12 protein-coding genes, 1 tRNA gene and 1 pseudogene are annotated in these 19,516 nt (G+C 59.8%); 11 read left to right on the top strand and 3 right to left on the bottom strand.

Annotated features, from left to right (window positions below; genetic code table 11):
• Nucleotides 1-149 precede the first annotated feature (149 nt).
• Nucleotides 150-4,853: a DUF3320 domain-containing protein gene (locus LGH82_RS13990; RefSeq protein ID WP_227349023.1), complete on the bottom strand. Its 4,704-nt coding sequence runs from the start codon at nucleotides 4,851-4,853 to the stop codon at nucleotides 150-152.
• Nucleotides 4,854-5,028: 175 nt separating this feature from the next.
• Here LGH82_RS13990 and LGH82_RS13985 point away from each other — a divergent pair, with 175 nt between their 5' ends.
• The 9 genes and pseudogenes from LGH82_RS13985 (at nucleotide 5,029) to LGH82_RS13945 (ending at nucleotide 17,025) form a co-directional block, all read left to right on the top strand.
• Nucleotides 5,029-6,603 carry a type I restriction-modification system subunit M gene (locus tag LGH82_RS13985; protein ID WP_227349022.1) on the top strand — a complete coding sequence of 525 codons (1,575 nt, stop codon included), beginning with the start codon at nucleotides 5,029-5,031 and terminating at the stop codon, nucleotides 6,601-6,603.
• Nucleotides 6,600-7,790, top strand: a complete 1,191-nt coding sequence (locus LGH82_RS13980) for a restriction endonuclease subunit S (RefSeq protein ID WP_227349021.1) — start codon at nucleotides 6,600-6,602, stop codon at nucleotides 7,788-7,790. The genes LGH82_RS13985 and LGH82_RS13980 overlap by 4 nt, the downstream gene beginning before the upstream one ends.
• Nucleotides 7,791-7,792: 2 nt before the next feature.
• Nucleotides 7,793-8,626, top strand: a complete 834-nt coding sequence (locus tag LGH82_RS13975; protein WP_227349020.1) for a DUF3883 domain-containing protein — start codon at nucleotides 7,793-7,795, stop codon at nucleotides 8,624-8,626.
• 15 nt (nucleotides 8,627-8,641) lie between these two features.
• Complete coding sequence (locus LGH82_RS13970) at nucleotides 8,642-9,175, top strand: hypothetical protein (RefSeq protein WP_227349019.1); 534 nt, start codon at nucleotides 8,642-8,644, stop codon at nucleotides 9,173-9,175.
• The gene (locus LGH82_RS13965; protein WP_227349018.1) at nucleotides 9,175-11,139 is read left to right on the top strand and encodes a DEAD/DEAH box helicase family protein; all 1,965 of its coding nucleotides are present in this window, start codon (nucleotides 9,175-9,177) and stop codon (nucleotides 11,137-11,139) included. The genes LGH82_RS13970 and LGH82_RS13965 overlap by 1 nt, the downstream gene beginning before the upstream one ends.
• Complete coding sequence (locus LGH82_RS13960) at nucleotides 11,063-12,601, top strand: type I restriction-modification enzyme R subunit C-terminal domain-containing protein (protein WP_227349017.1); 1,539 nt, start codon at nucleotides 11,063-11,065, stop codon at nucleotides 12,599-12,601. The genes LGH82_RS13965 and LGH82_RS13960 overlap by 77 nt, the downstream gene beginning before the upstream one ends.
• Before the next feature lie 254 nt (nucleotides 12,602-12,855).
• A complete protein-coding gene (locus tag LGH82_RS13955; protein ID WP_227349016.1) occupies nucleotides 12,856-14,076 on the top strand; it encodes a hypothetical protein in 1,221 nt (406 codons plus the stop codon).
• Nucleotides 14,077-14,601: 525 nt separating this feature from the next.
• The gene (locus LGH82_RS13950; RefSeq protein WP_227349015.1) at nucleotides 14,602-15,348 is read left to right on the top strand and encodes a hypothetical protein; all 747 of its coding nucleotides are present in this window, start codon (nucleotides 14,602-14,604) and stop codon (nucleotides 15,346-15,348) included.
• A gap of 326 nt (nucleotides 15,349-15,674) precedes the next feature.
• Nucleotides 15,675-17,025, top strand: a pseudogene (locus tag LGH82_RS13945) (IS3 family transposase).
• 91 nt (nucleotides 17,026-17,116) lie between these two features.
• On the opposite strand, the gene LGH82_RS13940 reads toward LGH82_RS13945, so the two are convergent.
• Nucleotides 17,117-17,446 carry a hypothetical protein gene (locus tag LGH82_RS13940; RefSeq protein WP_227349013.1) on the bottom strand — a complete coding sequence of 110 codons (330 nt, stop codon included), beginning with the start codon at nucleotides 17,444-17,446 and terminating at the stop codon, nucleotides 17,117-17,119.
• Between the two features lie 563 nt (nucleotides 17,447-18,009).
• On the opposite strand from LGH82_RS13940, the gene LGH82_RS13935 reads away from it, so the two are divergent.
• Entirely contained in the window at nucleotides 18,010-18,318 is a 309-nt protein-coding gene (locus LGH82_RS13935; RefSeq protein WP_227349012.1) for a helix-turn-helix transcriptional regulator, read from the top strand.
• Nucleotides 18,305-19,324: a tyrosine-type recombinase/integrase gene (locus LGH82_RS13930; protein ID WP_227349011.1), complete on the top strand. Its 1,020-nt coding sequence runs from the start codon at nucleotides 18,305-18,307 to the stop codon at nucleotides 19,322-19,324. Before LGH82_RS13935 ends, LGH82_RS13930 begins: the two co-directional genes overlap by 14 nt.
• A 79-nt stretch (nucleotides 19,325-19,403) precedes the next feature.
• On the opposite strand, the gene LGH82_RS13925 is transcribed toward LGH82_RS13930, so the two are convergent.
• A tRNA-Gly gene (locus tag LGH82_RS13925) sits at nucleotides 19,404-19,477 on the bottom strand.
• Nucleotides 19,478-19,516: the final 39 nt, after the last annotated feature.

Below are 19,516 nucleotides of genomic sequence, written 5' to 3'. Positions count from 1 at the left end.
TATCATCGTCATGGACGTGGCGCGGGAGCCGAACATATGGAGCTGCTGGTGTGCGGCCGTTCGTGGTCGGAATTTCCTCAAAGGCCATTAACGTCTGTGGAATAGTCATTCCGTGATGGCCGCTATAATGGATTAGTGACGTAGATGTTTCACATCAAAGCGCTCGATTCTGTCATCAAAGCACTGTTGATCACTTCTGCTAAATCATTACCAACCCGCTGAAATCCCAGAAGGCGCGCAACGGCGCGGGTCAAGTCCTCAGGTGGCATGCCACCACTTTCCGAACGAACGCGCTGAGCTGCGGCGGCTATTTCCATGGGTGGAAGATAGGCAGCCTTAAGCAGACTGCCGATTTCGGCACAGCGGTCCCGGATCGGTGGGTTTTGGGCTTGTTCAGCTGTTAAAAGGAATGATCCCATCCATCTCAGCGCGTGGTCTCTTTGCGTGGCGAGACGCGCGGCGCGCGCGGCCGCTTCGACGATACGATTGCCTGCCCGCGATTTGCCGAAAGCAGAAGTTATGCGCCGCGCCACCTCGTCGATGTGGATCGGCCCTTCGATTCCGACGATTTTCACAACGAGGTCGGCAAGCTGGGCAACGGGGGCCTCATGCGGCTCAAGGCTGGACCGCACGGAAAGCTCGGCGCGGACATAGGCCGGAGCCGTCAAGGTAAGGTGGTCGATTTCGACCGATTCCTCCGCAATGCCCTGCTCCATAGGATCTGGCCGGAAAGCCCCGTGATTTGCACCACGCACGCGAATACCGTCCTCAACCGTCAGCCTCGCCTGGTCAAGTGCTGCGGACAGCCGTTGAATCTCGCGGGCACGATGATGGAACCAGTCGGTGCTCCAGATGCGATGGAAACCCCAACCGAGGTTCTCCAGGACATCCTGTCGCAAACGATCACGTTCACGCGCCCACAGGGCTGCATGGTAGGCGGCACCATCGCATTCCACCGCCAACAGATACTGCCCCGGACGATCGGGATGACGCACGCCAAGGTCGATCCGGAACCCAGCCGTCCCGACCTGTGGATCAGCCAGATAGCCGAGTGAGCGGATTGCCGCGGCTACATCTTCCTCGAACGGGCTGTCGGCATCGAGGGCGCTGGCCACGCGCTCCTCCATGATTCCGGTCTTGGCAAAGTCAAGGAAGCGTTTCAGAACCCGCGGACCTTCACGTTTGCTGCGTGTCGGGTCGATATGGCCTGGGTCGAAGGAAGCGAAGACCTCGCAGCGAACTCTCGCACGGGAGAAGAGGACGTTTAATCGCCGTTCGCCACCTTCGCCATTCACGGGTCCGAAAGACATCGAAGCGAGCGGCCCGTTGGGCTCTTGCGGTCCATAGCCCACCGAGATCAGGATGACGTCACGCTCGTCACCCTGCACGTTTTCGATGTTCTTAACGAACACATCTTCATGTCGTCCCTCGCGCAGGAAACCATCCAGCACAGGATCGTGACGGCGCTCGAGTTCGAGCAGCTCAGTCAGCATGTCGGCCTGCGCCTTTGAGAAGGCGACGACTCCTAGAGAAAGGTCTGGCCATGCTCGGGCGTGTTCCGCCATCCCTCGCACAACGGCTTGTGCCTCGATCCGATTGGTGCCCTGGCGACCAAGCCCGCTACCGCCGCGTGCGTATACGCCTGGAACGCGTCGGAACTTCAATCCGTAGTCGTCGTCGAGTTGCAGCGGTGACGGTGGCAGAACAAGTTTATCGCCGTAGAATTCGGCATTCGACACCCGAATCAACGACGGATCGCGCGAGCGATAGTGCCATTCCAACATTCGCGAACGGAGGCCGCGTGCCTCACACAGCGATAAGATGCTTTCCATGTCAGCTGCGGTGGCGCCAAGCGGCGTATCCTCGTCCTCGTCTTCAATATCTTCAACATCGTCGACCAGACGGTCAAAGAACGAAGTCGGAGGTAGTTGCTTCTGGTCACCCACCACCACGATCTGACGGGCACGGGCGACGACGCCCAAGGCATCTTCGGGGCGAATCTGGGATGCCTCATCAATCACCAGAAGGTCGACAGTCACACTGTTGGGCGGCAGGAACTGGGCGACCGAAATCGGACTCATCAGCATTACCGGCTTGATGCGTTGCACCATGCTACCCGCATTCTTCATCACCCAGCGGATAGGCTTGTGGCCACGCTTGCGTCCGATCTCGCCGCGGATAATACCCATCTCTCCCATCGTGCCGCGCGGCATCTGCTCGAAATGGCGTGACAAGATCAGGGTCTTGGCCGCCTCGATGCGATCTTTCTCCAGCTTGCGGAACAGATGCACGAGGTCATGCCGATCGAGCTGAGGTAGGGTGTTCAATTGAGGTCGTGCGGCACGGGCCGCGTTCCAGCGTGCCTCGGCACAAGCATAGGCAAATTCGCGTTCAGCCTCATTTGGGCCAATGTGCCCCGCATCCACCGCGTCGATTACGCCACCGGCTCCATCGTTGATTGCCGTGGCAATACTGCGTGCGAGCGAGGCCCAGTCAGTGTAACGACCGGTATCATCCGCCATCTGCGTGAAGGCGGCGGCAACTTCGGGCAATGACGTCGTCTCGAGTGCATCACCGATTTCCGCCTGCACCAGATCTAGTTGCAAGCGGGTAATCGGCGCCTCCGAACGAGCACGGCAGGCCTGAATGCGGGCCTCAAGATCGCGCGCTGTCCCGCGCGGATCCGGAAATGCAGCAAGCGCTTCCGTGACATGAGCGGCTTCGGTAAAGGCCCCGGAACGCTTGATCTCGGCTAACCAGTCGCTGATGGTAAGCAGAGTTGCAAAGGGTGTGCGTTCGCCGCGCCATTCCGCGCCAAGGGCTGCTTGCAACCACCCTTCCTCATCGGCCAGGCGTTTGCGCCGGTTCTGGACTTCTGCCAATTCGTCGACCAGCGCCAGCCGTTCTACCGGTGCTTTAGGTGGCGAGCCTGATAAGAGGCTCGCTAATTCGCCTGACGCCCGGCGATAGGGGCCGAACAGTCGCGCAAAGAAAGAGTTTTGGCCGCGCGCGATCGCCTGTCGCAACGAGCCGAGACTAGCGTTCCAGGCTGGCGGCCCAAACTTTCCGGCCGCGGCGGTTTGAGCCGCCGCCCAGTTCGCCCCGGCCTGCAGCGCTTCGCGTTGCCGAGCTTGGCCTGCGTTCGGAAAGAGCACAACTACCAACGCCGCTGCCCCAGCAGGGGCCGATCCAAGCGCCTCTAACCCCGCGCTAAGTGCGGAGATCTCGGTCAGGGTGATGGGCTCAGATTGCTGCAGCGTGTGCGCGAGGTCCGCCGAGGCGCTGGATAGGTCCGAGATCGCGTTCTTCGCCGCGGCTAGTTCGTTCCCGAGGCGCACCAGATCGGTAGGTTGCAGATCGAGGTTCATGGTTCCCCGGAATGGATGCGCTTCAGGTGGCCCTGCCGTCCCGAGCGCCGTGACGAACCCGGATATCGCCGTCAGCGCTCGCTGGCGTGCCTCTCGTGTCAGCGTTCCCAGACCTTCCTCGGAAATGCAGGGTGCCTTTGCCCCCTGGCCGATGAAGCCAATGATTTCCGAGATTGCGCGGAAGGGGCTTTCGTTGCTCGGCGGAAGAGGTGTGTGCAAAAGCGCCGTGATCCGGTTCAGCTCGTCGCGGGTGAGGCGAAGCCGGGCGGGATCGGCAGCTCCCGGCAAAGCTCGCGCACTGGCCATGAGCGTGCGGCCGAGTTCCTGCGCCAGGGCCTTCTTGTTGGCCGTGCGCGAATGCAGTTCGAGACAGATGTCGCGCAGTCCCGCCTTCACGAGACGGTCGTGCACAACCGAAAGCGCGGCCATCTTCTCGGCGACGAAAAGCACTGTTTTTCCGTCATGGGCCGCTGCCGCGATGATGTTGGTGATGGTTTGCGACTTGCCGGTTCCCGGCGGTCCCTGCACCACCAGGCTGGCGCCTCTTCGCACCTCTTCGATCACCTTGGTCTGAGAGGCATCGGCATCGATTACCTGGATAATCTGCGCCGGGTCGAGGTGGTCGTCGAGCTTGTCCTCGGGTCCAAAGAGCGGTGTATCGGCCTCGAACCCGTCAGCCAGAAGCCCGGCAAGCAAATCGTTGTCGGCAAGCGTGCCATCCGGCCAATTCGCTTGATCGAGATCACGGTGCATGAGTAGCTTGGCGAAGGAGAAGAAGCCGATCTGCATGCCGTCGGCATCGATTGACCAGCCCGATTGTGCGGAAACCGCCTCGGCCACGAGCGCGAAATATCCCGACGGGCTCCATTCTTCAGTTTCATCGATATCCGGCAAGACAATTCCGAAATCCTGCCTCAGCCGCTCCTGCAGGGGCAGGTTCGTGGTGATGTCATCGTCGCGGGACAAGATATCGAAGGTCGAGGTGCGCTCGTTGCGCACCAGTTCCACCGGCAGGAGGACCAGCGGCGCCTCACGCTGGATCTCGGATGTCGGGCTCTCGCGCCAACGCAGGAAGCCCATGGCCAGATAAAGGATGTTGAGACCCTGTTCCTCTTCCGCTGTCTTCGCGTCATGCGCCAATCGCAAGAGACGCCGTGCCAGCGCCTCCGGTCCAAGAGGCGTCTCGATGAAATTGTCGCCATATCGCTCGGAACCGGCTTCGCGATCATCGCCTGGGAGGGAAAGCAGCATTTCCTGCCCTTCCTCGACCTTGTCCTTGCCCATCGCCTTGAAGCGCATGCGCTTGCCCTGGACACGCAGGAGCGCGAAAATATCGTCCGAGCGCTCATTGATTGCGTTCAGGCAATTGGCGCGCTGATTGGCCCGATTGACGTGGATCAGCCGGTTTCGCGTTCCTGTTTCAAGGAGCTTCCGCCGCGCCATTTCCAAAACCCTGGAAATGGCCTTCGTATTTACTTCAAGCATCGGACTGATCGTGAAATTCAGGATTGCGGGCCGAAAATATTCCGGCGCCGGCAACAGCACAGTTGCCGTCGCGCATCGCGCGAATCATTAAAGCGTTAGCCATCCCAAGCCCCTTTTTCTTTTTTTCTCATCTAGCTTAGGTTGTCGCCGCTGTTGGAATCAAGAGTTTGCAAGAATGATCACAGGTGAATTGCGTTCGAAGATCGATCAGGTGTGGAACGCCTTCTGGGCGGGTGGCATCGCCAATCCGCTCGAGGTGATCGAGCAGATCACCTATCTGCTCTTCATGCGCGGGTTGGACGATGCCGAGCAGCTTGAGGAAAACCGCTCGACCCGCACGAGCCAGCCCATGCGTCGGCGCATTTTCCCGGACGGCAAGGACGGCATCGGCGTGAACGGCGGCGTCGCTTATGCGGAGATGCGCTGGTCGAGGCTGAAGAACAAGGACGCCGGCACGATGTTCGGGCTGGTTGCCGAGCACGTTTTCCCGTTCCTGCGCGCCATGGCGGAGGACGGCACCGCACACGCCACCCACATGAAGGGCGCGCGCTTCACCATTCCCTCGCCGGCGCTATTGGTGAAGGTGGTCGACCTCATCGACAAGCTGCCGATGCAGGACCGCGACACCAAGGGCGACCTCTACGAATACATGCTGGGCAAGATCGCCAGCGCGGGCCAGAACGGACAGTTTCGCACGCCGCGACACATCATCGCGCTGATGGTGGAGATGACGGCGCCGACACCGAAGGACATCATCTGCGATCCGGCATGCGGCACCTGCGGCTTCCTGGTCGCGGCCGGCGAATATCTACGCGACAACCATCCGAAGCTGTTCATAGACCAGGAGAGCCGCGACCATTTCAACGAGGAAATGTTCCACGGCTTCGACTTCGACAACACCATGCTGCGCATCGGTTCGATGAACATGACGCTGCACGGCGTCGAGGATCCCGACATCCGCTACAAGGACTCGCTCAGCCAGGAGCATGCCGGCGATGAAGATCGCTATTCACTGGTGCTTGCCAATCCGCCCTTCGCCGGCTCGCTCGACTACGATACGACTGCCAAGGATCTGCTCTCGATCGTTAAGACCAAGAAGACCGAGCTTCTGTTCATGGCGCTGTTCCTGAAGTTGCTGAAGCCCGGCGGGCGGGCGGCGGTGATCGTGCCGGACGGCGTGCTGTTCGGCTCCTCGACCTCGCACAAGGAAATCCGTCGCATGCTAGTCGAGGACCACCGGCTGGACGGCATCGTGAAGCTGCCTTCCGGCGTGTTCCGGCCCTATGCCGGCGTCTCGACCGCCATCGTGCTGTTCACCAAGACCAATTCCGGCGGCACGGACAATGTCTGGTTCTACGACTGCCAGGCGGACGGCTTTTCGCTGGACGACAAGCGCAATGCCCTGTTGCCGAGCGAAAAACTCGGGCCGACGCCGGGGCACCACGAAGCCGGCCATTTCGTCAACCTGACGCTGACCGAGGAGGAACTGGCAAAGAACAATCTGCCCGACATCGCTGGACGCTGGGCCGAGCGCAACGGCGCCGGGCGCGAGCGTCCGCGCACCGCGCAGAGTTTTTGCGTGCCCAAGGCCGAGATAGTCGCCGCCGGCTATGATCTTTCCATCAACCGCTACAGGCAAATGGTGCATGAGGCGCAGGAACACCGCCCGCCGAAGGAAATCATTGCCGAACTGAAGGCACTGGAGAAGGAGATCGCTGGAGGCCTAGATGACCTGGAGGCGATGCTGTGAATGTTCGCAGCGTGCCTATCGGCGAATTGACGACGAGCGTCAGCACGTGGAACCCTGTCCAGAATCCAGAAAAGCTATTTCGCTACATCGACCTCAGCGCGGTTGATCAAGGCATCAAATCGATTGCGAATGCATCCGTGATCAAGGGCAGAGATGCACCGAGCCGAGCCAGGCAGATCGTTGCCTTCGGTGATATTCTGGTATCCACGGTGAGACCAAATCTGAACGGAGTTGCACCTGTCTCCGAGGAGTATGATGGAGCCACGGCGTCAACAGGTTTCTGCGTGTTAAGACCGAACCCCGACAAGCTTCTAAGCAACTATCTCATGCACTGGGTTCGATCACCGCAGTTCGTCGGATCGATGATTCGCGAGGCGACTGGCGCAAGCTACCCCGCCGTAAGCGATCGGATTGTGAAGAACTCTCTCATCCCCCTCCCACCGCTTCCCGAGCAGCAGCGTATTGCAGCGATCCTGGACAAGGCGGATGGGCTGCGCCGCAAGCGCAAGCACGCCATCGAACTCCTCGACGGCCTCACCCAGTCGATCTTCCTGGAGATGTTTGGGGATCTAGCGCAAGCCGATGATCGACTTCTCAGAAACTTAGGCGACCTGGTTGTGAAAATAGACAGCGGGTGGAGCCCGTCTTGCGATGAACGACCCGCGTCCGAGCATGAAGATGGTGTTCTTAAACTAAGCGCAGTGACCGCCGGCGGATATCGCCCATCCGAGAACAAGGCATTGCCCAGCGGAGTTGCGTCCAAGCACGGGATTGAGGTCAAAAAGGGCGATGTTCTTCTATGCCGGAAAAACACAAAGAACTTGGTGGGGGCTAGTGTATATGTTTGGGAAACAAGGCCTCGACTGCACATGTCAGATCTGATTTTCCGGCTTGTGCCCGACGAAAGCGCTCTTGATCCTATTTTCCTTCAAACGCAAATTTCACTTCCCACATTGCGTCACAAGATTTCGGAGATGTCCGGCGGCGCGGCCGGCTCAATGCCCAACGTGTCCAAGTCAAAGTTGAGAGATTTGCCGATAGTGGTCCTGTCGCTTGAGCGGCAGAAGCGGTTTGCCACAGCGGCGAGGAAGAACCATGCAGCTCAAACTGCTGCCTTGCGCGCGTTCACCAGTGCAGAACGGCTCTTCTCGTCCTTCCAATCTCGCGCCTTTTCAGGCCAGCTGTGACCATGTCCGATGCGATCGATGGCAGTGACTGGAACGACCGCGAAATCGACCTGATCGTCGCCGACTATTTCGACATGCGATCGTTGGAATTGGCGGGCCACCCGTTCGTCAAGGCGCAGCGCAACGCGGCGTTGCAGGAACTCACCGGGCGCAGCCGTGGCTCGATCGAATTCAAGCACCAGAACATCAGCGCGGTGCTCTATCGGCTCGGCATGCAGTGGATTGCCGGCTACAAGCCAATGGCGAACTTCCAGCACGCGCTGGTCGACGGCGTCGAACGCCATATCGCTCGTAATCCGGCGCTCTTCGAGAACCCGGTCTCGTCGGCGTCAGCACCCGGCTTGCAAGAACCCCACACACTCTTCTTCGAAGCACCGCCTGTCGCGGCTTTCGAGGCGGTGCCGGCCGCGCTGGAGCGGATCGTGCGGAAGTTTGATCCGGCACTGCGGGACGCCCGCAACCGACAATTGGGCAAGAGTGGTGAGGAGCGCATCTTCCTTGCCGAGCAATCCGGCTTGCGCGGGGCTGGGCGCGACGATCTTGCCCGCAAGGTGCGCTGGGTATCGGTGGAGGATGGCGATGGCGCCGGCTATGACATCCGCTCGTTCGATCCGGCCGGACGCGAGCGACTGATCGAGGTGAAGACGACCACCGGTCACAAGCAGACCCCATTCCTGCTTTCGGAGAATGAACGATCCTTCTCGGAGGAGCGACCGGATGCCTTCCGGTTGGTGCGGCTGTTCGACTTAGCGCGCCAACCGCGCGCCTTCGAACTCTCGCCACCGTTGGACAAGTCCGTGCTGCTGAAGGCCGCGACCTGGCGAGCGCAGTTCTGAGGGGACAAACAACTGATGACCGACATCGGCACTTTCCGTCTTACGCTACCGGGCCAGATGCTGCGGCGCGGTTTCTGGCTTTATGTTTGGAGAGTAGCTACCGCCGATAATCGCGAGCTTCTCTATGTCGGGCGGACCGGAGATAACTCCAGCCCGAACGCATCGCCTCCCTACATCCGAATGGGGCAGCATCTTGGTTCAATGAAGAACCAGAACGCGCTACGTCGCCATCTTGTCAGCCATAGTGTCGAACCGGAGACCTGTCGTTCCTTCGAGCTCGTCGCTCACGGCCCCATCCACCCCGAGGTTGTGAAACCGGAAGACTTCGATCATGCTGACAAGATTACGCGCATATCTCTTATGGAGTTGCACACTCCTTTTCGGAATATTGTGGGCGCAATGGAAAAGCGGCTCGAGCAAGATCTTCGTGTCGCCGGCTACGCGGTCATGAATACCGTGAAATGGAAGCATGACGTTGATGACACTGAGTGGCTCCCGATCCGACGTGCGTTCGCAAAAGATTTTCCCGGGCTCAAGGAATTGACTTGATGTCCAACTTCGCCTTCCTCGCCGCTGAGTTTCCAACCGTCCACGAGGCGGCGGTGGAGGCTGAGCGGCAGGCGGGCGTGTCGCCGACGGCGGCGGCGTTCTTCGCCGGCAAGACAGTTGAGCTCGCCGTCAAATGGGCGTTCCGCGCCGACCCTGGCCTGAAGCTGCCCTATCAGGATAACATCTCAGCACTGCTCCACGAGCCGAGTTTTCGCGGCGCAGCGGGCGAGGCCGTATTCGCCAAGGCAAAGTTCATCAACACTCTGCGCAATCGCGCCGTGCACGAGGAAAAGACCATCCGGCCAGGCGATGCTGCTGGCGCGGTCAAGGAATTGTTCCACGTCTGTTTCTGGCTGGCGCGCACTTATGCGCGCAAGACTAAGCCGCCCGAGGGTCTTGCCTTCGACGCCTCGGTGTTGGCGCGCCGTGACGAGACGCTGAGGAAGGCCTTCGCGCATCTGAAGGCGCAGCAAGCCGAACTCGACGCCAAGAACGGCGAGTTGACCAAGCTGCTCTCCGACCGGCAGAACCTCGACGCCGAATTGCAGCGCCTGCGTGCCGAAGTGGCAGCCGCCCGGCATGCCGCAGAGGCGACGCCGTCTACACACGACTACAACGAGGCGGAAACCCGCGACCGCTACATCGATCTGCTGCTGCGTGAGGCAGGTTGGGCACTGGACAGGCCGGAAGACATCGAGTTCCGCGTCGAGGGCATGCCGAACGAACAGGGTGTAGGCTTCGTCGACTATGTGCTGTGGGGCGCCGACGGCAAGCCGTTGGGCCTGGTCGAGGCCAAGCGCACGCGCAAGGATGCCCGCCAGGGCCAGCAGCAGGCTAAACTCTATGCCGACCGGCTGGAGGCGCGTTACGGCCAACGACCGGTGATTTTCTACTCGAACGGTTACGAGCACTGGATCTGGGACGATGTGCGGTATCCTCCGCGCCAGATCGGCGGCTTCTACAAGCGCGACGAACTGGAACTGCTGATCCAGCGCCGCACGAGCCGCAGGAAGCTCGCGGAGACAAAGCTCAATACGAAGATCGCCGGCGACAAACGCCCCTACCAGCAGCGCGCCATCCGCGCCATCGCCAAGGCATTCGAGGACGAGGGCGAGCGTAAGGCGCTGCTGGTGATGGCGACCGGCTCAGGCAAGACGCGCACGGTCATCGCCCTCGTCGATCTTCTGATGCGCGCCGGCTGGGCAAAGCGCGTGCTGTTCCTTGCCGATCGTGTCGCGCTGGTCAACCAGGCGGCTGGCGCCTTCAAGGCGCAGCTGCCGGATTCCGCGCCGGTCAATCTCGTCACCGAGCGCACCAGCGAAGGCCGCGTGTTCCTTTCCACCTATCCGACCATGATGAACCTCATCGATGGCAGGCGGGAGGGCAAGGCGAAGTTCGGCCCCGGACACTTCGACCTCATCGTGATCGATGAGGCGCACCGCTCGGTCTACCAACGCTATCGCGCTATATTCGAGTATTTCGATAGCTTCCTCGTCGGCCTGACCGCAACGCCCAAGGATGAGATCGACAAGAACACCTATTCGCTGTTCGACCTGGAAGACGGAGTGCCAACCGACGCCTATAGCCTCGAGGAAGCCGTCACTGACGGCCATCTCGTGCCGCCAGTGGCGATTTCCGTGCCGCTGAAGATCGTGCGCTCCGGCTTGCGCTACGACGATCTCTCCGAAGAGGAGAAGGACCAGTGGGACATGCTGGAATGGGGCGAGGACGAGATCCCCGATACGGTCGAGGCGGCCGAGGTGAACAAACGTCTTTTCAACCAGGACACTGTCGACCAGGTTATCGCGCACTTGATGCAGAACGGGTTGAAGGTCGAGGGCGGCGATCGGCCCGGCAAAACCATCATCTTCGCCAAGAACCAGGCGCATGCTGTTTATATCGAAGCTCGCTTTAACGCGGCCTATCCGTCTTGCTGGACATTTCGCCCGCGTCGTCACCTATGAGAGCGGCGCCTATGCGCAAACGCTGATCGACGACTTCTCGAAGAAGGACAAGGCTCCGCACATTGCCATCTCGGTTGACATGCTGGATACAGGCATCGACGTGCCGGAAGTGGTGAACCTGGTCTTCTTCAAGCAGATTCGATCGAAGACGAAATTCTGGCAGATGATGGGGCGAGGCACGCGGCTCTGCCCCGACCTGTTTGGTCCCGGTCAGGACAAGGAGTGCTTCCGCGTCTTCGACTATTGCCAGAACCTCGAATTCTTCGGCGCCAATCCCGAGATCAAGGAAGCCAGCGCTGCCAAGTCCCTTTCGGCCCGCCTGTTCGCTGCCCGGCTCGATCTTGTGCGTGCATTGGATGAGAAGGATGGCAAGGCCGGCGGCTTTGCCGCGCCCGAGCAGCAAACTTACGGGGCGCCTGGCAATCGCGTGGATCCGCCGAGCTTGGAAGAGGTGCGCATCAGCGCGCTAGGCTTTCTGCGCGAGACTGTCGCCGGCCTGAACCTCGAGAACTTCATCGTGCGCCAGAAGCGTCGCACGGTCGAGAAATACCAGGCCGACCCGGCTTGGAATGACATCGACGACGAGGCGCGCGACGAACTGGTGAGCGACATTGCGCCGCTTCCGTCGTCGCGTGAACTCGGCACTGAAGAGGCGAAACGCTTCGACCTGCTGATGTTTCAGCTGGAGCTTGCGCTGCTGAAAGGATCGAAGCGATTCGACACGCTAAAGAAGCAGCTCCTCGAAATCGCGTCCGCGCTCGAGGACCAGACTGCCATTCCGGGCATCGCAGCGCAGGCCGCTCTCATCGAGGAGATCCAGACCTCGGAGTGGTGGGAAGGCGTGAGCGTTCCTCTGCTGGAACTGGTCCGGCTGCGCCTGCGCAATCTTATCCAGCACATCGAAAAGAGCCGCAGGGCGATCGTCTATTCCAACTTCGCCGACGAGATTGGGACTGGTGAGGAGATCGACCTACCGCAGGTTGGCGGGGCCGATTTCGCACGCTTCAAGGCGAAAGCACGGCATTTCCTGCGTGGTCTTTCCGGCAATCAGGTTCTCGACAAGCTACATCAGGGTAAGCCGCTGACCGCATACGATCTGACGGAACTGGAACGTCTGCTGCTGGAGGCAGGGATTGCCGGTCCGCAGGATATCGAGCGCGCCAGGGAGGCCAGCCGCGGCTTCGGTCGCTTCGTGCGCTCGTTGGTTGGGCTCGACCGTTCAGCGGTAAGCGAGGCCTTCGGCGAATTCCTATCGCATGGTGCCGCCACACATCAGCAGATCGAGTTCATCGGCCTGGTCATCGAGCACATGACCGAAGCCGGCTCGATGGATCCCGCACTGCTCTACGAGGCGCCGTTTACCGACATCGCTCCGACCGGACCGGAACAGGTGTTCGATGAAGGCCGGGTGGCCGCCCTTATCGCCCGCATCCGAGAGATTAGCGAGAGTGCGTCGGCGTGAACTGAGGCCGGAGGGATCGGCGACCAGTTATACATGAGGCATCGTTGACATGGCCGCCCAATGACGCGACTCGGGTTGCCGCCGCCGAGGGAAGCGAGCCTCATCGGCGTGCGTATGGCACACTTCTATCCGACGGCACCGGCGGGTGCGGGCCTACCGGAACGCATCTGTGAGATAAGCTCTATGAACCAGAGCCGATAGCGGCTATGGGCGCTGGTCCCACCTCCTCTCTGGCCCTTGATACAGCTACGCGCATGATCTCGCATTCCATCCTTCTGCCGGCCGTCAAGTCGTCCGCGGTCTACCGTCTCTCCTATGCAGAGCAGCAGGTGGAGAAGAAGCAGAAGCGGTTTCAGAACCGGATTTTCCTGCAACCGCAGATCGACCTGAAGGCCTATGCATGCCGAGCGGTCATCGACTGGGCCGATATCCGCTTCCAGACGGTGAAGCATACCCAGTGGAGATGGATTAAACACTACATTGACAGAGCGATCGGGGAGAGGGTCTACGTCGAGAAAAAGGCGCTCGACGATGACGGAAAATACCGGGATTTCCGTGTGCGCGTCCAGGAACCGACCACCAAGGACCTGCTGCTTGCGGAAGAAGTAGTCAGGGCGAAATGGAACCTGTGCGAGCCGGGCGCGATCGTTGGCCTCGAAGTCAGTGTCGATTTCACGCCGCGCAAACCGTCCGACGAGGCGCTTGCGCTGATGTTCGGTGTGCTGGTGCGCAGCCACCTACCCAGCCGGGATGTCATTGACGAGCCGGCCGACCGCCCGAGGTTCACCTGGGACAAAGGCGACGACGCCACCCGCTACGTGCTCGGCTATGATCCGAGGCATCCCGACCGCAGCGACGCTTTCCTGCTCGATCCAACGAAGGACAAACCGGCGACGATCGACTCCACCTACTACGCCGGCGCCAGAGGATCGCAATGTGCGTGGCGAACGATGATCAAGCTGCTCGACAAACAGAACATCGCCACTGGCGCCAGGGAAGTTCTGCCGGAAGAGGAGAGGAGGGTGCGGATCGAGGTCACCGTGGACCAGGGCGAACTCAACGAGATGGGCATCCGCTCGATCGAGGATCTTGCAGGCTTCAAGTTCCAGCGCTTCCACGGCCGATACTTTAAGTTCGCTCTCCCGACCTTCCCGGACGTTGCCTACCAGCGGGAAGAGAAAAGGGGAATGCTGCTGGAACTGCTCCGGAAGACGCGGCTGCAGCGGTTTCTGAACGCGGGTGTCGTCGGCCTGGAAGCGTGGGATGAGGCCTGGCGAAGGAAAAAGAAGCAGACGCGCAAGGAGACCCTCAAGAGCGACCTGCCTTTGGCGCTGACATCCATCATGACCGGAAGCTCTAGCTCGTTGAAAGATTACAACGAGATCACAAGAAAGGTGATACAGGCGCTCCGTCATATCGATGACCGGATGCGGCTGAAGGATCCATCCCCGAGCTCGGGCGCCAGCGGTTCATGAGGACCTAAACGTCTTCTCTGTCTTTCGATGCGTATATTGGTGTGATGCATATATGTAGCGAAACAAGTTATTAGAGCCGAAATGCGCGCGTTGACCCCGGAACCAGCGCCCTCAAGCACTTCAGCGCTTCACACACGACCGGCACACCTGTATCTCCGTGGAGAAAACCTGAAATGCTCTCAATGCGGCGATCGGTTTCGATCGCGTCGGTCGAGGGCATCCTCGCCGCGCCGCAGTCGTCGCTGAATCGAGCCACGCGAACGGAGGGACGATGTGATCCCAGCGCGCCGGCGAAGAAATCCAGGACGCTAATCATCTGGCTGATGATCGCGCAGTGCGACAGCGTCGCAACTGTTCGTTTCGAATGCTCGCCTTTGTCACAGGGGTGCTCCAGGGCTGGCGCCGACGCTGTCGATGCATCAATGACGCATCCAGCACACGGAACTACTTGGTGAAGCGCCCTTGCAAGAATGCATTCCGTCCTTCATCGACATTGAGAACACTCGACAAGGTTTAGAAAAGTCAATGACTGAAGCCCGCCCGCTTATCGCCTACAGCTTCGCTTACGTAAGACGGCAGATCCACTCGGGCGAGGAACTGAATGCCAACCGAGCGCTCAAGCGTCAGCTTGCCGCCCAGCTAGTCTTCGAGAAAGGAAGCGGAAAACACATCCTGAAGAATTTTCCAGACTCGAGCACTTACCGCGAGGCGCCATTCGTTTCGCGTGAGAGATTCCGGCAGGCGATCACGGTAGCGCGTAACGCCGGCGCCGATCTGCTTTTGGCTGACATTCGCGAACTGATGGAGCGCACGACACGGGACCAGATCATCAGGTGCGTCGGCGTGCTAAATGCTCTCGATGTCGAAGTCTGGGATGCATCCTTGGGTCGCACATGGCAATCGATGTCCGAGGACGAACGACGCTCTCTCTTCATGCGTGCCGCGCAGACGAAGGCTTCGCGGTCAAAGGCGGTGAAAGACGGAATGTTGCTGTCCCGGGTTGAAAGAGCGGCGGCTCCAAAAGGGAATTACAGGCAAGGCAACCGCGCCAACCGTCACAACGCCGATCAGCGTGCGCTTCGCCATTGGGATTTCGTCCTGAAGGAGATGGAAAGGCTGCCGGCTGGCAAGAAGCTCTCACCATCGGCTTTGGCTGCGGCGCTGAACGCGGCGGAGGTTCCCTCTCCTCGAGGTGGACGCTGGATTCACAATACCGCAAAGGACCTTATTGCTCGCATTGGCACTTTACCGCCGAAGCCTACGTCGACATAATTGCGCAACGCATCCACATGTCCGGGCATGGGCAGAGGACGGAGACTGACGGCGGGCCGCCGTGGACAAGAATGAAGAAGGCGCCGCGTGTCTCCTTTGTCCATCTCGCTGTTCCTTCAAAGCGCCAGTGATCATGCGCCCGCCTGGATGCGGTTGCGAACCTAGGCCGTCACGCCTTGGGACCTCATCAACGGGCGCCTCGTAAGACCATTCGCCACGGCTCTGCGATTGTCCAAGACCTGTCCGGCGTCAGCACCAATGAGACAAGATCGGCTTAACTGAGAGAGGAGGATTTCTGGTTCATCGTAGCCATTCAAGGAGCGAAGATGAGACAGAAATCCGGGACAGAGAAGCGCCCTGCAGAAGCAGTGATCAAGGACATTCGCCGGGCCACCCGCAAGCAGTATGGAGCGGAGGAGAAGATCCGCATTGTGCTGGAGGGACTACGCGGTGAAGAGTCGATCGCGGCGTTGTGCCGGCGCGAAGGGATCGCCGAGAGCCTGTATTACAACTGGTCGAAGGAATTCCTCGAGGCCGGCAAGAAGCGGCTGGCCGGGGACACGGCGCGTGCCGCGACCAGCGACGAGGTCAAGGTGCTGCGCCGCGAGACGCGGGATCTGAAGGAGGTCGTCGCCGAACAGGCGCTGGAACTGCGACTGCTCAAAAAAAGCATGATCGCGGATGGGGGCGACGACGAATGAGATACCCGCCTCCGAAAAGATCGAGATCATCCGGATCGTCGAGAAATCCCACTTGCCGGCCCGGCGCACACTGGAACAACTCGGCATTCCCCGCGCCACCTTTCACCGCTGGTATGACCGTTTCCTGAGCGGCGGCGTCGACGCACTCGAGGATCGCAGCCCACGGCCTGGTCGGGTCTGGAACCGTATTCCCGAGGGCGTGCGGGACCAGATCGTCGAGCTTGCCCTGGACAAGCCGGACTTGTCGCCACGCGAACTGGCTGTGACCTTTACTGACACAAAAAGCTATTTTGTCTCGGAGGCCTCGGTCTACCGCCTGCTCAAGGCCAATGACCTGATCACCAGCCCGGCCTTCATCGTGATCAAGGCGGCCAACGAATTCCATGACAAGACGACCGCGCCCAACCAACTCTGGCAGACCGACTTCACCTATCTGAAGGTAATCGGCTGGGGTTGGTTCTATCTCTCCACCATCCTCGACGACTTCTCCCGCTACATCATCGCCTGGAAGCTGTGCGCCACCATGAAGGCCGAGGACGTCACCGACACGCTGAACCTGGCGCTCACAGCATCAGGCTGCGACCAAGCAACGGTGCATCAGCGGCCGCGGCTGCTTTCCGACAACGGGCCGTGTTACATCGCCGGCGAACTCGCTGACTGGCTGCAGGATCGGGATATCGACCACACCCGTGGCGCCCCGTGCCATCCTCAGACCCAGGGCAAGATCGAGCGATGGCACCAGACGTTGAAGAACCGCATCCTGCTCGAAAATTACTTCCTGCCAGGCGATCTCGAAGCCCAGGTCGGCGCCTTCGTCGAGCATTACAACCATCGGCGCTACCACGAGAGCCTCGACAATCTCACCCCCGCCGACGTCTACTTCGGGCGCGGCCAGACCATCCTGCTGCAACGAGAAAGGATCAAGCGAAAGACCATCGAACAGCGGCGCTTGCAGCATCGCAAAGCCGCAGCTTAAACTGACAACCCAGATGGACCAGAGCCTCCGCTAAATCAGGCCGCCATTTGTCTCAAAATCCCTGACGACGGACACTCGACAAGGGCGGGTGTCATTCAGGCGGCATGCCTTTGGCGTCGAGCTCCGCATCGATGTCCTTGAGCATCTGTTTCTCGGCTCGTTCGTCTCTTGCGAGTTTCCGGCGGATGGCGCGCGCCGTGTCAAATTGGCTTTGATCAGGCGCCGCCGATGCCCGAATCTTGTTTACGATGCTTGCTAGCGAGACCGACGCCTCTGACTTCCGTTTGTCAAGATCGAAATCAACCAGGTCCAGAACGTCCATGCGTTCGGTCATGTGAAGGCGGTCAATCTCCGCCCCTATTACGCGCAAGATCCAGCTCGCGGTCGTTTCCTTCGTGGTCACGGGTTCACCTTTCAGCATTCATGCAAAAGTCACCGCCATGACCGACCTCCGCAATATGAAGACCGCCGCGCGGGCAGGGCTCTGACTTACGACGGCGCCACCGGTCTTTCAACCATGCGAAGAATCGCACCATATTGCAGTCGTGGGTGCGGTAGAGGCGCCTCACCCCACCCTCTCGTCGAGGATCTAGATAGGCAAGAACCCGACGCGCTCAAAACGAAATATCAGGCCCACGGTAACTGGCACGGCACCTAGACATTGGTCCAAGGACCTGGACTGCTGTCCATGCCACCGTTAATTCAGCTTTTGGGTTCATTCTATAGTCCGTCACAATGTTACAGAATATATAATAAGTTATTGAAATTATCAGTATAAATCAGAGTTAAATCCTCTCTCACATCACCACCAGTCGTTCAAATTACTGCATGGTGGCGACACGTTGCAAACATGCAGCGAAGCGATCACCTTGGCCTCTCCTCCGAACCTCGGCGCCGTGTTCTCCGGGGGGCGACCTTTTTTCTCATACTTCGGCTTCTCGCCGGCGATATTGCTATATCGTCAAGCAGAAGGAGCATTCTGCCATGACGATGATCACATGTGGTCTTATTCACGCCTTGCCGTTCGAAGCCCGCCGCGGCTGTAACCGAAGGGAAGCCGCATCCTATGTAGGTGTCAGTCCGCCCCATTTTGACAAGCTCGTCAGCAATGGCATCTTTCCAAGGCCGTTCGAACTTCTCGGTCGGAAGGTTTGGGACGTCCAGACACTCGATCGTGCCGTTGATGCCCTGTCGGGCATCGAGACGCTTGCGGCACGTTCTCCGGTCAGCGACGAAGATGACCTCGACCGCGAACTGGCAGCGTTCGAGACGAAGCGCCATGGTTACGCTTGAATTGAAGGGCCTACACCGGGTCACGGCCAAGGGCAGGGTCTATTGGTATGCCTGGCGCGGTGGTCCGCGCCTTGTTGGGATGCCAAGCACCCCGGAATTCTTCGCGTCCTACAATGAGGCGATTGCCAGCCGCACGACACCTGACAACAACCGCTTTCGATCGTTGGTCACGCAATACAAGGCGAGCGCCGACTACAACAAACTCGCCGAGTCGACGCGACGTAACTGGGGTCCCTGGCTCGACCGGATCGCCGGCCATTTCGGGGAACTGCGCATCGCCCAGTTCGATCGGCCGGAAAAGATCAGACCAATAATCCGTCGGTGGCGCGCGGCATATGCCGAGACGCCCAGGTCTGCCGATTACGGCATGCAGGTTCTGTCTCGCGTGCTCTCATATGCGGTAGATCCACTCGGCAAGATTGGCTCGAACCCTTGCGAGGGCGTCAGGCAGCTCTACAGCGGCTCTCGCTCGGAAATCATCTGGACAGACAATGACGTCGAGCATCTGAAGAAGACGTGCTCGGTCGAAATTGCTCATGCCGTCGATCTGGCTGCATGCACTGGCCTTCGGGTAGGCGATCTTATCCGCCTATCATGGTCCCACGTCGATGAGGACGCCATAACCATCAGCACCGGCAAAAGCAGACACCAGCGCGAAGCCATCATTCCGCTCTATCAGGAACTGCGCGACGCCCTCGGGCGAATACCGAAGCGTTCACCGGTCATCCTGACCAGCAGCAAGAAGCGCCCCTGGACTGTCAACGGTTTGGCTAGCTCGTTCTCCGACGCCAAGAAGATCGCATGGCAGAAAGGCGATGATCTGCACTTCCACGATCTTCGGGGCACGGCCGCGACGAAATTCTACACCGCCGGCCTGACCGAGCGCGAGATCGCCGAGATCATGGGCTGGGAAGAAGACCATGTTTCGCGCATCATAAGGCGCTATGTGAGCCGCGGAGCCGCAATCAAGGAGCGCATCCGAAAACTCGATCAGGCCAAAAAGTGAACGCTCTGTGTAAAACTACCTGTAAAACGGTGCGTTTCCGGCGGTTGCCAAATCAGCTGCGAACCCTTGTGGCATATGCTGGAGCGGGTAGCGGGAATCGAACCCGCGCGTTCAGCTTGGGAAGCTGACAGGCTACCATTACATCATACCCGCGCGGGCCCTCGTTATCATGACGACACGCCTTCGGGCAAT

It is taken from the genome of Mesorhizobium sp. PAMC28654, from assembly GCF_020616515.1.
Lineage (GTDB): Bacteria > Pseudomonadota > Alphaproteobacteria > Rhizobiales > Rhizobiaceae > Mesorhizobium.
Note: the sequence above shows the minus strand (reverse complement) of the source record. Positions and strands in the feature narration are given on the sequence as shown.

What these genes read in the sequence shown, in the direction of transcription:
- LGH82_RS13935 (WP_227349012.1), top strand. Translation starts at nt 18,010, where the DNA reads ATGACGATGATCACATGTGGTCTTATTCACGCCTTGCCGTTCGAAGCC.
- LGH82_RS13950 (WP_227349015.1), top strand. Translation starts at nt 14,602, where the DNA reads ATGACTGAAGCCCGCCCGCTTATCGCCTACAGCTTCGCTTACGTAAGA.
- LGH82_RS13960 (WP_227349017.1), top strand. Translation starts at nt 11,063, where the DNA reads ATGCTGTTTATATCGAAGCTCGCTTTAACGCGGCCTATCCGTCTTGCT.
- LGH82_RS13930 (WP_227349011.1), top strand. Translation starts at nt 18,305, where the DNA reads ATGGTTACGCTTGAATTGAAGGGCCTACACCGGGTCACGGCCAAGGGC.
- LGH82_RS13985 (WP_227349022.1), top strand. Translation starts at nt 5,029, where the DNA reads ATGATCACAGGTGAATTGCGTTCGAAGATCGATCAGGTGTGGAACGCC.
- LGH82_RS13975 (WP_227349020.1), top strand. Translation starts at nt 7,793, where the DNA reads ATGTCCGATGCGATCGATGGCAGTGACTGGAACGACCGCGAAATCGAC.
- LGH82_RS13970 (WP_227349019.1), top strand. Translation starts at nt 8,642, where the DNA reads ATGACCGACATCGGCACTTTCCGTCTTACGCTACCGGGCCAGATGCTG.
- LGH82_RS13940 (WP_227349013.1), bottom strand. Translation starts at nt 17,446, where the DNA reads ATGCTGAAAGGTGAACCCGTGACCACGAAGGAAACGACCGCGAGCTGG.
- LGH82_RS13965 (WP_227349018.1), top strand. Translation starts at nt 9,175, where the DNA reads ATGTCCAACTTCGCCTTCCTCGCCGCTGAGTTTCCAACCGTCCACGAG.
- LGH82_RS13955 (WP_227349016.1), top strand. Translation starts at nt 12,856, where the DNA reads ATGATCTCGCATTCCATCCTTCTGCCGGCCGTCAAGTCGTCCGCGGTC.
- LGH82_RS13990 (WP_227349023.1), bottom strand. Translation starts at nt 4,853, where the DNA reads ATGCTTGAAGTAAATACGAAGGCCATTTCCAGGGTTTTGGAAATGGCG.